Source organism: Mesorhizobium sp. WSM4935 (assembly GCF_029625735.1).
Taxonomy (GTDB): Bacteria; Pseudomonadota; Alphaproteobacteria; order Rhizobiales; family Rhizobiaceae; genus Mesorhizobium.
Genome location: NZ_JARTVR010000008.1, coordinates 210,123 through 224,251, shown reverse-complemented (window position 1 = coordinate 224,251; position 14,129 = coordinate 210,123). Strand labels below are relative to the sequence as shown.

12 protein-coding genes are annotated in these 14,129 nt (G+C 63.9%); 10 read left to right on the top strand and 2 right to left on the bottom strand.

Going from position 1 to position 14,129, the window contains the following annotated elements:
* Window positions 1-152 precede the first annotated feature (152 nt).
* The 5 genes from P9273_RS19915 (at window position 153) to P9273_RS19895 (ending at window position 5,496) form a co-directional block, all read left to right on the top strand.
* Window positions 153-1,310 (top strand): fumarylacetoacetate hydrolase family protein, encoded by a 1,158-nt coding sequence (locus P9273_RS19915; protein WP_278050422.1) that lies wholly within the window; start codon window positions 153-155, stop codon window positions 1,308-1,310.
* A 268-nt stretch (window positions 1,311-1,578) separates the two neighbouring features.
* Entirely contained in the window at window positions 1,579-2,511 is a 933-nt protein-coding gene (locus P9273_RS19910) for a substrate-binding domain-containing protein (protein WP_040997995.1), read from the top strand.
* A 105-nt stretch (window positions 2,512-2,616) separates the two neighbouring features.
* The gene (locus P9273_RS19905; RefSeq protein ID WP_278050421.1) at window positions 2,617-3,603 is read left to right on the top strand and encodes an ABC transporter permease; all 987 of its coding nucleotides are present in this window, start codon (window positions 2,617-2,619) and stop codon (window positions 3,601-3,603) included.
* A 4-nt stretch (window positions 3,604-3,607) separates the two neighbouring features.
* Window positions 3,608-4,402, top strand: a complete 795-nt coding sequence (locus P9273_RS19900; RefSeq protein WP_278050420.1) for an ATP-binding cassette domain-containing protein — start codon at window positions 3,608-3,610, stop codon at window positions 4,400-4,402.
* 71 nt (window positions 4,403-4,473) lie between these two features.
* Complete coding sequence (locus P9273_RS19895; RefSeq protein WP_278050419.1) at window positions 4,474-5,496, top strand: LacI family DNA-binding transcriptional regulator; 1,023 nt, start codon at window positions 4,474-4,476, stop codon at window positions 5,494-5,496.
* A gap of 384 nt (window positions 5,497-5,880) precedes the next feature.
* Here the strand turns inward: P9273_RS19895 and P9273_RS19890 are convergent, their stop codons facing one another.
* The gene (locus P9273_RS19890; protein ID WP_278050418.1) at window positions 5,881-6,669 is read right to left on the bottom strand and encodes a class I SAM-dependent methyltransferase; all 789 of its coding nucleotides are present in this window, start codon (window positions 6,667-6,669) and stop codon (window positions 5,881-5,883) included.
* Between the two features lie 54 nt (window positions 6,670-6,723).
* Window positions 6,724-7,305 carry a TetR/AcrR family transcriptional regulator gene (locus P9273_RS19885; protein ID WP_040998179.1) on the bottom strand — a complete coding sequence of 194 codons (582 nt, stop codon included), beginning with the start codon at window positions 7,303-7,305 and terminating at the stop codon, window positions 6,724-6,726.
* A 251-nt stretch (window positions 7,306-7,556) separates the two neighbouring features.
* Between P9273_RS19885 and P9273_RS19880 the strand changes: the two genes are divergently transcribed.
* The 5 genes from P9273_RS19880 to P9273_RS19860 all read left to right on the top strand — a co-directional run bounded on the left by P9273_RS19880 (window position 7,557) and on the right by P9273_RS19860 (window position 14,129).
* Window positions 7,557-7,793: a hypothetical protein gene (locus tag P9273_RS19880; RefSeq protein WP_278050417.1), complete on the top strand. Its 237-nt coding sequence runs from the start codon at window positions 7,557-7,559 to the stop codon at window positions 7,791-7,793.
* A complete protein-coding gene (locus P9273_RS19875) occupies window positions 7,787-10,984 on the top strand; it encodes an efflux RND transporter permease subunit (protein ID WP_278050416.1) in 3,198 nt (1,065 codons plus the stop codon). Before P9273_RS19880 ends, P9273_RS19875 begins: the two co-directional genes overlap by 7 nt.
* Before the next feature lie 14 nt (window positions 10,985-10,998).
* On the top strand, window positions 10,999-12,153 hold the full coding sequence (locus tag P9273_RS19870; RefSeq protein ID WP_278050415.1) for an efflux RND transporter periplasmic adaptor subunit: 1,155 nt from the start codon (window positions 10,999-11,001) through the stop codon (window positions 12,151-12,153).
* 159 nt (window positions 12,154-12,312) lie between these two features.
* Complete coding sequence (locus tag P9273_RS19865; RefSeq protein WP_040998009.1) at window positions 12,313-13,002, top strand: GntR family transcriptional regulator; 690 nt, start codon at window positions 12,313-12,315, stop codon at window positions 13,000-13,002.
* Window positions 13,003-13,025: 23 nt separating this feature from the next.
* A complete protein-coding gene (locus tag P9273_RS19860) occupies window positions 13,026-14,129 on the top strand; it encodes a mandelate racemase/muconate lactonizing enzyme family protein (protein ID WP_278050414.1) in 1,104 nt (367 codons plus the stop codon).

Sequence of the window (14,129 nt, the reverse complement as noted above, 5' to 3'; positions counted from 1 at the left end):
TTTCACAAACTTGAAAGAGCGCTTCGATAGGCCAGTTCGGCCGCGGCTGTGTGACAGCACAGTGATGGCCTAAATGTTGCGACTGGCGGGATAGACGTTTCCACGAAATCGGGGAAAAGTGCCGCGCGCGAAAAATCGAGAGGAACATCGCCATGACCGATCCAACCCGCCTGCCCGCCGACGGACTTTTCGTCGGCCGCGCCAAGACCAGCGCCGCTTCCCATCCGCTGGTGGTGACGGTGCGGGACGGCGAGGTGATCGACATCACGTCGAGCACGGCGCCCACGGTGCGCGACCTTTGCGAATTGAAGGATCCGGCTGGTTATGTGCGCTCGGCCAAAGGCAAGGCGATCGGCGCGCTTGCCAGTATCGCTGCGAACAGCTTCGAAGCCGGGCGCGACGCGGGAAAGCCGATCCTGCTTTCGCCCGTCGACCTGCAGGCGGTGAAAGCTTCGGGCGTCACCTTTGTCGTCAGCCTGCTGGAACGCGTCATCGAGGAGCAGGCGCGCGGTTCGGCGGAAAAGGCGGACGCCATCCGCGCCGACATCGCCGGGCTGATCGGCCACGATCTCTCGAAGCTCAAGCCCGGCTCGCCGGAAGCGATGGAGATCAAGGCCAAGCTGATTTCGCGCGGCGCCTGGTCGCAATATCTGGAAGTGGGAATCGGCCCCGATGCCGAGATCTTCACCAAATGCCAGCCGCTGGCCTCCGTCGGCTTCGGCGCCGATGTCGGGCTGCATCCGGTCTCCACCTGGAACAATCCGGAGCCGGAGATCGCCATGATCGCCGACAGCTCCGGCCGCATCGTCGGCGCCACGCTCGGCAACGACGTCAATCTGCGCGACGTCGAGGGACGCTCGGCGCTGCTGCTCGGCAAGGCCAAGGACAACAACGCTTCCGCCTCCCTCGGACCCTTCATCCGGCTGTTCGACGAGACCTTCGCAATCGACGACGTCAAACGCGCCACAGTGCGGCTCAGCGTCGAGGGCGAGGACGGCTTCTCGCTGGAGGGCGCAAGCTCGATGGCGGAAATCAGCCGTTCGCCCGAGGAGTTGGTCAAGGCCGCGATGGGCCCGCACCATCAGTATCCCGACGGGCTGGCGCTCTACCTTGGCACCATGTTCGTGCCTTCGAAGGATCGCGGCGAGAAGGGCAAGGGTTTTACGCACAAGATCGGCGACATCGTCACCATCTCGTCGGAAAAACTTGGCGCGCTTGTCAACCGCGTGCGGCTGTCGCCCGACTGCCCGCACTGGACCTACGGCGCCAGCCACCTGATGCGCGACCTGGCGAGGGCGGGCCTTATCTAACGCCGCACCAGCAAGCCTTGCCTGGAGGCCAATCCGCGCGGCGATAGGCCGATGCCGCCGCTTGCCCCCGAAAATCATCGCAGCTGATGCAATCTGATGGGATTGCTGATGGCGCGCGCGCCTCACCCAACATCCATTGGCGATGGAGGCTTGCCAGCGCCGGAAAAAGAGAATGCTCTAGACGTTCCGATCGGCGCCGGCAGGAGACGCGGTCCAAGGCCGCGTCGCGCTGATCCAGGAGGAGAGTTTCAACATGGGAGGAAATCGAATGCTATCGAGGCTGAGACTGCTCGTGCTTGGCTTGATCGCCATGCTCGCCATTCCGGCGATGGCCGAGGCCAAGACGTTCTACTGGATTTCGCATGGCGGCCCGGCCGATCCGGTCTGGACCTACTTCCTGGCCGGCGCCAAGCAATGGGCTGATGACACCGGCAACAAGGTCAATACGTCCTTCCACAATGGCGACGTGGCCTCGCAGCAGGAGGCCGTCCGCGCCGCGATCTCGGCCAAGGCCGACGGTATCGTCACCACCAGCCCCGATCCGGGCAGCCTTGTCGAGATCGTCAAGGAAGCGCGCGCGGCCAACATCCCGATCATCAACTTCAACACGCCCGACCCGAAGGCCAATTTCAACGCCTATGTCGGCGGCGACAACGTCACCTTCGGCAAGCACTGGGCGCAATACCTGGTCGACAAGGGCCTGGTGAAGAAGGGCGATTTCGTCTGGATGCCCGTCGAGGTCCCCGGAGCCACTTATGGCGTGCAGGAAGAGGAAGGTATCAAGAGCGTGTTCGAGCCGCTCGGCATCACCTATGAGGTGACCGAAGCGACGCTCGACCAGGCTGAGGTGATCAACCGCATGGTCGATTATCTCACCGCCCACAAGGGCAAGGTGAAGGCGATCATCGGCCTCGGCGACCTCGTCACCGGCTCGATCAAGCGCGTGTTCGACCAGGTCGGCGTCAAGCCGGGCGAAATTCCGGTCGTCGGTTGGGGCAACTCGCTCGACACCACGCAGGAAGTGCTGAACGGCTATGTCAACGCCGCGCAGTGGCAGGACCCGCAGGCAACCAGCTACATCGCGCTGTCGATGGCGGCGATGGCCTCGGCCGGCATTCCTCCGGGCTTCAACGTGATTACCGGCGCGCTCTATGAAAAGGATACCGCCGGCGTCTACGACAAGATCCTGTCCGGCAAGTAATCCGTGAAATTGAACGGTCGCGACTTCACCCGGTCGCGGCCGCCTTTTTCCTGTCCCGCCGCGCCCGCCTCGACCAGGCAGGCCGGCCGTAACGTCGCGGGTTCAATGGAAAACCGTTCTGTCATCCAACGCCTGATCGCGCGGCCGGAATTCGGTCCGCTGGTGCTGCTCGTCGTCGAGCTCGTCGTCTTCTGGGGCATTAACCCCGATTTCCTGTCGCCGCAGAACATCTCCAACATCCTCGCCTTTACCGTCGAGCTCGGCCTGATCGCGCTGGCGATGACGCTCCTGATGACCTCGGGCGAATTCGACCTTTCCGTCGGCTCGCTGTTCGGCTTCTCGCCGGTGCTGATGTGGACGCTCTACAATGGCGGCGTCACCTCGCTGGAACTGGGACTGCTGGTCGCGCTGATCGTTGCGGCGCTGATCGGGCTGGTGAACGGCTGGTTCGTCACCCAGCTCAAGATCCCGTCCTTCCTGGTGACGCTCGGTATGCTTTTGGTCGTGCGCGGCTCGGCATTGTTCATCACCGACGGCTTCCCGCAGCGCACCTGGAGCGCGGAGGGCAGCTGGCTGGCGAACATCCTGGTGGGCGATTTCTATGTCGGACCGTTCCGCATCTACGCCTCGCTGTTCTGGTTCATCGGCGCCGCGATCATCCTGGGCTATGTGCTGACGCAGAGCCGGACCGGCAACTGGATCCAGGCGGCGGGAGGCAATCCGAACGCTGCCCGCGCGCGCGGCGTCAACGTCAACCGCGTCAAGGTCGGCCTGTTCATCCTCTCGGCGGTGATGGCCTCGCTCGCCGGCGTCATCTCGTCATTGCGCACATCCGCGGCCAACCCCAACAGCGGCACGGGCTACGAGCTCGAGGTCATCGCCATGGTGGTGATCGGCGGCACGGCGCTGACCGGCGGGCGCGGCACCATCATCGGCACGGTGCTCGGCATCCTGATTCTGCGCGTGATGCGCAACGGCATCGTGCTAATCGGCGTGCCCGGGCTTGCCTACAATATCTTTATCGGCGCGATCATCCTCGGCATGATGGCGCTGCATTCATGGCTCGAGCGCCGGCACCAGGCAGGGACTTAAGACAATGGCCGAGCCTCTGATCCGCATGGAAAACATCCGCAAGTCCTACGGGCGCGTGCAGGCGCTGGTGGACGCCAATTTCCACGTCAACGAAAGGGAGATCGTCGGCCTGCTCGGCGACAACGGCGCCGGCAAGTCGACGCTGATCAAGGTGCTGTCGGGCGCCGTGCCGCTGACCAGCGGCGACATCTTCATCCGCGGCAGGAGGGTGACGCTGCGCTCGACCAGCGACGCCATCGCGCATGGCATCGAGACGATCTACCAGGACTCGGCGCTAGTCACGCAGCTGTCGATCGCCCGCAACCTGTTCCTCGGGCGCGAGCCGATCAAGCCGCCGCGCTTCTTGAACCGCATGGACCAGGAGGCGATGAACGCGGTGGCGCGCGACCTTCTGCGGCAAGTCGGCATCACCAAAAACATCCCGCCGGCGACGCCGATCGGCTCGTTATCGGGCGGCGAGCGGCAGGCCGTGGCGATCGCCCGGGCCATGCATTTCGACAGCGACCTCATCATCCTCGACGAGCCGACCAACAATCTCGGCGTCGCCGAGACGCAAGGCGTCCTGAGCTTCGTGCGCAGTGCCCGCGATTCCGGGCACTCCTGCATCTTCATCGCGCATAACATCCATCACGTTTTCCAGGTGGTCGACCGCATCGTGGTGATGCGCCGCGGCAAGGTGGTTGCCGATGACATCGACCCGAAAAAGACCACCGTCGCCGAGGTCGAGCGCGTCATCACCGGCATGTCGGACAAGGAGATCCGCGACGCGATTTCCGACGGCCCGCTGCAGCATGGCTGATGGCTGCCTTTGATTTGTCCTGATATTGATTGGCGTGATAGGGGCTCGCATCCCATCCTATGACTGGACCCATGAAAGCCACCGTAGCCGATATCGCCAGGAACTGCGGCCTGTCGACCGCGACCGTCGATCGGGTGCTCAACAACCGCCCGGGCGCGAGCGCGGCCAACCGCCAGCGGGTGCTGGAAGCGGCCAAGCAGCTCGGCTACCTGCCGACGCTCGACCAGGTCGTGCTGCCCTCTAAGCCGGCGCATCTCGAATTCTTCCTGCCGATCGGGTCCAACGCCTTCATGGCCGATCTTGCCCACCACATCGAGGACTACGCGGCGCGCCTGCCGCTGGTGGCGTCCTGCCGCATCCACAACCTGGCCGGCATTTCGCCGGGCGCGCTGCAAAGCGCCGTGGAGAATCTGTCGCTCAAGGCCAATGGCGTCGGCGTGATCGCCGTAGACCATCCGCGCACGCGCAACATCCTGCGCGAGCTGGTCGATGCCGGGATTCGGCTGGTCACGCTGATCTCCGACGTGCCGGCAGCGCCCCGCTCGGCCTATGTCGGCATCGACAACCGAGTGGCGGGCCGCACGGCAGCACTTCTGATGGGCCGCTTCCTTGGCGGCCGGACCGGACAGCTGGCGATGGTGGTCGGTTCGCGCTCCTATCGCGGGCATGAGGAGCGCGAGATGGGTTTTCGGTCGGTGCTCGCCGAAGAGTTCCCGAACCTCACCGTCTCCAGCGCCGTCGAGATCAACGACGAGCCGGATGCCAGCTACCGCGCCACCATCAAGGCGCTGCACGACGAACCGGATCTGCTCGGCGTCTATTGCGTGGGTGCCGGACGCTCAGGCATCGCCAAGGCATTGCTGGAAGCCAAGCCGCGTAGGAAGCCGGTCTTCATCTGCCACGACCTGACTAAGGAAACGCGGCGCTATCTGGTCGACGATCTCGCCGACGTCGTCATCGACCAGAATGCAAGGCTGATCGCCGAGCAAGCGGTGATCCGCCTGCTCGGCTCTATCGCCTCCTCGGCCCCCTATCTGACAAAGAAATTCATCGAGCCGCGGCTGATCTTCAAGGAAAACGTGCCGGTGCAGTAGCGGGCCAGCGGAGGTTCGCGGATTTGTCTGACGATTGATCCGGCAATTCTGCACAGCAGCTATGCACGCTTCGCAATTGCCGAATCGTTGGGCAGCCCGTATTTATGCACGTGTCGGATGTCTTCCTCCTCCCAGACACCGACGAGGAATGCGGTACACCTCCTCCCGTGCCGTATTCGAAATCGAAGCCCGCTGCCTCCTCCTCCCGGCAGCGGGCTTTTTCTTTGCCCGCAATGAGGCGGCGGCGAAGCCAGCCCATCTGATGCTGACTAAAGCGCGTCGCGATCTTTCAGATTCGCTCCCTGCGCTTTAGGCTTTGATTTTGCGCATGTCTTGGCCCCGAAATCGGTTCCCACTTTCGGGAGACATGCTTCAGGTACGCGCCTAGCCTTTTGCTGTCACCAAATTGGAGCTGAGTTCGAAAGCGACTCCCGATCCATCGGCGTAGGACTGCAGCACGGGCGCACTCCCGCTCACGATGTCCTCCACGGCGCGCTTGCGTTCGTTATCGGTCATTGCCTTGCCGGCAGTGCTCATGCCGACCAGCGCCATCGTGTTCAATCGCAGGAGCGGCGCCCCGTCCTCAAAGCGTATCCTGCACGATATTGTCCTTGATCGAACGTCGTGGAAGCCCGCGTCCCGGAGCAGCGCCTCTATCGGCGCCGCATTCCCAAAGCTGTGGCGCAGGTCCACGATTGGGCCAAGGAGTCGCTCGGCGACGCGGCGGAGATCCCAAAAGAAGGGGATTTCCTCATCTGGGCGCCACGTGGCAACTGCCAGCCGGCCGCCCTGCGCCAGTGCCCGCCGCATCTCCGCCGTCGCAGCGGGCTTGTCGGGAAAGAATTGCAGCCCCTGCTGACAGACGATCACGTGGAACTGCTCTCCGTCATGGAGGGGCAGTGCACCGGCATTACCCAGGCGCCAATCGATGTCTGGCGCCACGGTGCGCGCGACGGCAAGCATTTCTGCGTTGATGTCGATGCCGACGACATATCCGGCGGTGCCAAGCCGTTCCCTGGCAACGCGGGCAACTATTCCCGTGCCACAGGCGATGTCCAACACACGGTGGCCTGGAGACAGCTTCAGCTCTTCAAAGGTCACTTCGGCCCAAGGGCGGAAGAGAGGGCCCACGAGCCAGCGCTCATACATCTCCGGAAAACTTGCCTGACCCATCGTCTAGCGCCCGTTTCCGGGACAGCATAGCAGAATCAGGACGAGGCGAAGAGATCAGCGCGCCCGGAACGAGGCGATCAGGCTTTCGGCCATGCGCACGAATTGCGCGCTCGGGCCTTCGGCGCCGACGCTCTGCATCGAGACGCGCGCGCCTTCGAGCAGAAGCGAAAGCGTGTCGGCGAGCAGCTCGGCCTGACCGATGCCGGCATCACGGCAAAGCGCAACCAGCTTTTCGCGCTGGGCTTCCTTAAGTTCCTTGATGACGCGCCTTGCCGGGTGATCGGTCTCGGTGAGCTCGACGGCGGCATTGGCCATGTCGCAGCCTCGGCTGTCGGCGCTGAGCAGCTCCGAAGCCTTGTGGACCCAGGCATGCAATTGCGCGAGCTTGTCGCCGGGATGCTTGGCCTCAAACTCGTCCCAGATCCTCGAGGCCTTCGCCGCCGTGGCGCGCAGGCATTCGATGATCAATTCGTCCTTGGACTCGAAATGACGGTAAAGCGTCATCTTGTTGGTGCCGGCAGCTTCGGTGATCGCGTCGACGCCCACACCCTTGATGCCGTGCTTGTGGAACATGTCCTGCGCCGTCTCCAGGATTCGATCCCGGGGGCGGGAACGCTCCGCGACGCCGTCAGCCATCATGATCTCCTTTCGTCGTTTCCAAAAAAACCGTCGCCACCTCTTGACTAGGGTGTTACCGGTCTGTAACTTCCTGAATGTTACTTACTGGTAACACCTATATCACTCGCCGTCAAACGACAAGGCCCTCCGATAGCCCTGCCAGAGTGAGATAGGACACAAAACCTGCCTGTCATGCGGCTTCGGCCGGTGAATTCGAGAGAAAAGCGGTCCGTGATCGAGCGATGCGGGCCGAGCAAGGAGCCGCTCCTATGCAAACGCGCAAAGACCTGACGATCGACGAAGCCATCCGGGATCCAATGATCCGGCTGGTGATGGAGGCGGACGGGATCGATCCCAAAGCCTTCGAACGGATGCTGCGCTCGCACGCGGCGGACCAGGCGCCGGGGAACATCCCGCCATCCTTCCTGCAGGATTCCGGCTCCGGCCGGGCCCGGCGCCTGCGCCATTTCGCAAAACCGTTCGGCGAGGCGTCCGCATCATGGTGAACTTCTTCATCCACCGCCCGATCTTTGCGTCGGCGATCGCCATCATCATGGTGCTCGCCGGCGCGATCGCCTATTTCCTGTTGCCGGTCTCGCAGTTCCCCGACATCACGCCCCCGCAGGTCGTGGTCAGCGCCCACTATCCCGGCGCCAGCGCGCAAGTCGTGGCCGATACCGTGACCACGCCGCTCGAGCAGCAGATCAACGGCGTGCAGGGCATGACCTACATGTCGTCGACGAGTTCGAATGACGGCTCCTCCACCATCACCATCACCTTCGATGTCGGCTATCCGCTCAGCACAGCGGCGGTCGACGTGCAGAATCGCGTCAGCCAAGCGGCATCCTCCCTGCCGGCCATCGTCAACCAGGGTGGCGTGACGATCAAGAAGCAGAACCCCAATTTCGTGCTGATCGTCGACCTCACCTCGCCCGACGGTTCCGTCGATCCGGTGGCGCTGAGCAACCTCGCTTATCTGCAGGTGGTCGATCCGCTGAAGCGCCTGCCTGGCGTCGGCGACGTGCAGATCTTCGGCGAGCGCCGCTATTCGATGCGCGTCTGGCTCGATCCGGACAAATTGGCCAATCTCGGCATCACCGCCGTCGACGTGCAGAACGCGATTGCCGAACAGAATGTGCAGGTGGCTGCCGGCAAGATCGGCCAATCGCCAGCGCCGGCCGGCACCGCCTTCGAGATGCAGGTCAATGCGGTCGGCCGTTTGAGCGACCCCAAGGAATTCGGCGACATCGTCGTGCGCGCCAATTCGCAGAGCGGCTCGCTTGTGCGCCTGCGCGACGTTGCCAGGATCGAGCTCGGCGCGCTGCAATATTCCTCATCCGCCTTTTTCGGCAAGGACCCTACCGTGGTTCTGGCCGTCTACCAGATGCCCGGCTCCAACGCGCTCGACCTGCAGCAGCGGGTCAAGGACAAGATGCAGGAGCTCTCGCAGCGTTTCCCGAAGGGCGTCAGTTATGCCATGCATTACGACACGACGCGCTTCGTGTCGGCTTCGATGCATGACGTGCTGGTCACGCTCGGCGAAGCGCTGGTGCTGGTCGTGGCGGTGGTGTTCATCTTCCTTCAGAGCTGGCGCACCACCATCATCCCGACCATCGCCATTCCCGTCTCGCTGATCGCGACATTGGCGGTGATGTACATGCTGGGCTTCTCGCTCAACATGCTCTCGCTGCTCGGCATGGTGCTGGCGATCGGCCTCGTTGTCGATGACGCGATCGTCGTCGTCGAGAATGTCGAGCGTCAGCTGGAGGCCGGGCTGAAGCCGCTGGCGGCGACGCGCGCAGCGATGGCCGAGGTGACGGGACCGATCATCGCCACCACCGCGGTGCTGATGGCCGTGTTCATCCCCGTCGCCTTCATCCCGGGCGTCTCGGGGCGACTCTACAACCAGTTCGCGCTGACAGTAGCGATCTCGGTCGGCATCTCGGCCTTCAACTCGCTGACGCTGTCGCCTGCGCTCAGCGCCGCCTTCCTGCGCCATCGCGGCGAGACGCAGTTCGTGCTGTTCCGCTGGTTCAACGCCGGCTTCGACTGGCTGTCGCATGCCTATGCGCATGGCGTGCGCATCCTGATCAAGCTGCGTTGGGCGATGCTCGGCCTGTTCGCTGCCGGTCTCGTGGCCACCTATTTCGTCTGGCAGAAATTGCCCTCCACCTTCCTCCCCGTGGAGGACCAGGGCTATTTCTTCGTCGTCATCCAGCTGCCCGACGGCGCGTCGCTCGAACGCACCGATGCCGTGGCGCAGAAGGCGCGCGACATCCTGCAGAACACGCCCGGCGTCGACATCGTCGGCTCGATCAGCGGCCTGAACTTCCTCACCAGCGCCGCGCAGTCGAATTCGGCGGTGGAGTTCGCCATCCTGAAGCCGTGGGACGAGCGCGGGCCAGACCAGAGCGCCTCGAAGCTCGTCGCCGAGGTGCGCAACAAGCTGTTGCAGATCCCGGAAGCCTTTGCGCTGTCCTTCGATCCGCCGTCGATCCCGGGCCTCGGCACCACAGGCGGTTTCGAGTTCCAGGTGGAGGATCTTTCCGGTCGCGGCAGCGCTGCGCTGAACGAGGTCACGCAGGCGCTGATCGCCGAGGCACGCAAGCAGCCGGAGCTCAATCCGCAACAGCTGTTCACGTCCTTCTCGACCTCGACGCCGCAGTTCAACTACGACCTCGACCGCAGCAAGGCGAAGCTTCTCGGCCTCAACCTGCCTGATGTCTTCAACACGCTGCAGATCTATCTCGGCTCGCTCTACGTCAACGACTTCAACCTGTTCGGCCGCACCTTCCGCGTCACCATCCAGGCTGACAAGGACGCGCGTGCCGACGCGACGGACATCTCCAGGCTCTATGTGCGCAACGCATCGGGCGGCATGGTGCCGCTGAGCACGCTGGGCAAACTGGTGCCGATCGTCGGACCGGAGACCGTGCCGCATTACAACAACAATGCCTCGGCCCTGATCAATGGCGGCGCTGCCCCCGGCTTCTCGTCCGGACAGGCGGTGGCGGCCATGGAGCGGGCGGCGGCCAACGTGCTGCCGCGCGACTTCGGCTACGAATGGACCGGCATCACCTATCAGGAGCTCAAGGCCGGCTCGATCGCCTCGATCGTATTCGGACTGGCGATCGTCTTCGTCTTCCTGATCCTGGCGGCGCAGTATGAAAGCTGGGCGATGCCCTTCATGGTGCTGCTCGCCGTGCCGCTCGCGCTGTTCGGCGCCTTCATCGTGCTCCTGCTGCGCGGCATGCAGATCGACGTCTACTCGCAGATCGGCTTCGTCATGCTGATCGGCCTGGCGGCGAAGAACGCGATCCTGATCGTCGAGTTCGCCAGACGCCGGCGCGAGGAAGGCTTGACCATCGTCGAAGCGGCGATGGAAGCGGCAAGGCTGAGGCTGCGGCCGATCCTGATGACCGCCTTCGCCTTCATCCTTGGCGTGCTGCCGCTGATGTTCGCAACGGGCGCGGGTGCTGCCAGCCGGCAGTCGATCGGCACCACGGTCTTCGGCGGCATGGTGGCGGCGACCATCCTGTCGCTGGTCTTCGTGCCCGTCTTCTACGCGGTGATCGAACGGTTGCGCGAACACGGCGAAAAGGAACAAGCCAAGGGACACCACGGTGCCCCTCAGCCGGAAGAAATCGAACCGACCGCCGAGCCGGCGCTTCAGCCGCTCGCCCAGGCGGCCGAATAGGATTGGAGATCAAAATGCGTAGATGGAAAATCGCTTTGGGAACGGCCGTCGCGCTCGGCGCAATCTCGGTGGCCAGTGTGCATCTGCTCGACATGGGCAATTTCGGCCTGCACAGCAGCACGGCGGGCGCAGCACCCGCGCCGGCCGCCTTCGTGATGCCGGTGCCGGTGGTGAATGTCGTGAAGAAGACGCTGCCGATCTATCTCGACTATGCCGCGCGGGTGGAGTCGATCCGCAGCATCACGCTGCAGGCGCGCGTGCCGGGCTATCTGCAGGAACAGACCGCTGCCGACGGCAGCGACGTCAAGCAGGGCGACCTGCTCTACCGCATCGCGCCCGACGACTATCAGGCCGCGCTCGACCAGGCGAAGGCGCAGGTGCAGCGCGATACCGCGACGCTCGAATATGCGAAGTCCAATCTCGGCCGCGGCACCGATCTTGCCAAGGCCGGCTATCTCGACAAGGACAGCTTCGACCAGCGCACCAGCAATCTGCGCACGGCCCAGGCCGCCCTTGCCGTCGACCAGGCGGCGGTGCGGACGGCCGAGCTCAACCTCAGTTATGCCGAGATCAAGGCGCCGTTCTCGGGACGCATCGGCCGCAACCAGGCCTCGGTCGGCACGCTGGTCAGCGTCGCGGGCACGGTGCTCAACACGCTGGTGCAGCTCGACCCGATCTATGTGACCTTCAATCCGAGCGAGACCGACCTCGTGCAGATCGAGCAGGCGAAGGCCAACGGTCCGATCGCCGTCGACGTGCTCCTGCCCGGCGAGACCCAGCCCAGCCAGAAGGGCGAGCTGACCTTCATCGACAACACGATCGACCACTCGACCGGCACCATCACGGCGCGCGCGACGATCGGCAACGCCAAGTTCACGCTGTTGCCCGGACAATATGTGCGGGTGCGGCTGCATGTGAAGGAACAGCCCAACACGCTGATGGTGCCGCAGGTGGCGCTGGGTTCCAGCCAGCTCGGCAAGTACCTCTATGTCATCGGCAAGGGCAACACCGTCGACCAGAAGCTGGTGTCGCTCGGGCCCACCGACGGCGACCTGATTTCCGTGACCTCCGGCATCTCGGAGAACGATCAGGTGATCACGGGCAATCTGCAGAAGATCGGACCCGGAATGCCGGTTTCTCCCTTGCCGCAACCGAAACCGGCCAGCTGATAACCCCCATCAGCTTCCGGTCCGACGGCGCCCCTCGACACCCACGTCGAGGGCGCCGTTTTCTTTGGGCGCCTCCAACCCGGAAAAATCGGTAACTACCCTCTTGTTAGATTGTCGACAATCTGCTTGTCTTGCCGAAATTCCATCGGGAGTCGAGGCATGGCAAAGCTGGATTTCGGTCCGATCGCGGATACGACGCGCAGGGCGGAGATCGTCGCCCTGCTCAGGCGCGCCATCCTGGCCGGACAGCTGGAGCCTGGGCAGAAGCTCAATGAGCTCAGGATCTCCGAGCAGATGCGGGTCAGCCGCGCGCCATTGCGCGAGGCGATGCGCGAGCTGGTGCAGGAAGGCATCCTGACCAGCATTCCCTATGCCGGGACCTTTGTCATCGACGTCACAGCCAAGGACATCATCGACGCCTATTCGCTGAACAAAGTGCTCGATGAATTCGCGATCGAGCTCACCTGGCCGCAGCGCGACCAGCGCTTCTTCGACGAGCTGGACCGCCGCCACGAGGCGGTGAAACAGGCGACGCGGGCGAAGGACACCACGCGCCAGATCGAGACGGCGCTGCAGCTGCATGGGCTCATCTACGAATGGGCCGACAATTCGGTGCTGCTGGAGACCTGGCAGCGGCTGACCAGCCGGCTGCAGATGTATTTCGCCCTGCATCAGCGGGCGCGCAACGAGCCGGTGCCGGCCGAGGACGTGCACGAGACCTATGTGGCGCTGCTCAAAGGTGCCGACATGCGCGCCGCCCAGCGCCATGCTCGCGAGCATATCGACGTCGATTTCGAAGAGCTTCTTGCCTATGCGCGCGGCCTCGAAAAGCGCGCATCGAAGAACTGACAGCCCGGACAGCGGACCCAAACGTGAAGATCAAGAGCATAAAAGCCTATCATGTCGTGCAGCCCTTCGTGGACGGGCCCTACCGCATGTCCAAGGGACGCGTCGCGGACTGTTTCGACGCGGTGATCGTCGCCATCACCTCCGACAGCGGCGTGACCGGCTGGGGCGAGATGGCGCCGCTCGGCAATTTCTACTCGGCCGCGTTCCCGGCGGGAACGCGCGCCGGCGTGCCGGAAATCGCGCCGCATCTCATCGGCCAGGACCCGCGCGGGTTTGCCGGCATCGGCCGGCTGATGGACACGGTGTTCAAGGGCCACCCTTATATCAAGTCCGCGCTCGACATGGCGTGCTGGGACTTGGCGGCACGAGCGGCCGATGTGCCGCTGGTGATCATGCTTGGCGGCCGCGAGAGCGACATGGCGGAGACCTACCGGGTCGTGACCCATGGCACGCTCGATCAGATGGCGGAGCTGGCCAAGCGGATCATTGCCGAAGGCTGCCGTCGCCTGCAAATCAAGGTCGGCGGCAATGTGCATGACGATATCGAGCGGGTGACGACGGTGGCCGCCGCCGTGCCGAAGGGCACGGTGATCTTCTGCGATGCCAATGCCGGCTGGACACCCTATCAGGCGCGCCAGTTCGCCGACGCCACACGCGACATCGACTACACGTTCGAGCAGCCCTGCACGACGATCGAGGAGAACATGTCGGTGCGCCGCATGCTCGACAAGCCGATGGTGCTGGACGAATCCGTCACATCGCTCGGCGAGATGCTGGAGATCCACCGCCGAGGTGCCGCCGACGGGCTGACACTGAAGATCTCGCGACTGGGCGGCGTGACGCAGACGCGGCTGATCCGCGATGTTGCCGCCGATCTCGGCTTCATGATCACGGTCGAGGACACCGGAGGCGCCGAGATCGACACCGCCGCCATGGCGCATCTGTCGCTGTCGACGCCGACGGAGCGCCGGCTGCACGCCATCGCCTTCCATGAATGGGTGACGGTGCGCACGGCCAGGAACGCACCGCCTGTGACGGGCAGCCATATGGGCATCCCCGACGGCCCCGGCCTCGGCATCGACGTCGACCCCGGCCTGCTCGGCGAACCCTTCTTCGAAATCGGCTGA

Bases quoted from the DNA above. Each gene is read 5' to 3' on its own strand.
- P9273_RS19870 (WP_278050415.1), top strand. From the start codon at position 10,999: ATGCGTAGATGGAAAATCGCTTTGGGAACGGCCGTCGCGCTCGGCGCA.
- P9273_RS19915 (WP_278050422.1), top strand. From the start codon at position 153: ATGACCGATCCAACCCGCCTGCCCGCCGACGGACTTTTCGTCGGCCGC.
- P9273_RS19895 (WP_278050419.1), top strand. From the start codon at position 4,474: ATGAAAGCCACCGTAGCCGATATCGCCAGGAACTGCGGCCTGTCGACC.
- P9273_RS19890 (WP_278050418.1), bottom strand. From the start codon at position 6,669: ATGGGTCAGGCAAGTTTTCCGGAGATGTATGAGCGCTGGCTCGTGGGC.
- P9273_RS19865 (WP_040998009.1), top strand. From the start codon at position 12,313: ATGGCAAAGCTGGATTTCGGTCCGATCGCGGATACGACGCGCAGGGCG.
- P9273_RS19905 (WP_278050421.1), top strand. From the start codon at position 2,617: ATGGAAAACCGTTCTGTCATCCAACGCCTGATCGCGCGGCCGGAATTC.
- P9273_RS19910 (WP_040997995.1), top strand. From the start codon at position 1,579: ATGCTATCGAGGCTGAGACTGCTCGTGCTTGGCTTGATCGCCATGCTC.
- P9273_RS19875 (WP_278050416.1), top strand. From the start codon at position 7,787: ATGGTGAACTTCTTCATCCACCGCCCGATCTTTGCGTCGGCGATCGCC.
- P9273_RS19880 (WP_278050417.1), top strand. From the start codon at position 7,557: ATGCAAACGCGCAAAGACCTGACGATCGACGAAGCCATCCGGGATCCA.
- P9273_RS19900 (WP_278050420.1), top strand. From the start codon at position 3,608: ATGGCCGAGCCTCTGATCCGCATGGAAAACATCCGCAAGTCCTACGGG.
- P9273_RS19885 (WP_040998179.1), bottom strand. From the start codon at position 7,305: ATGGCTGACGGCGTCGCGGAGCGTTCCCGCCCCCGGGATCGAATCCTG.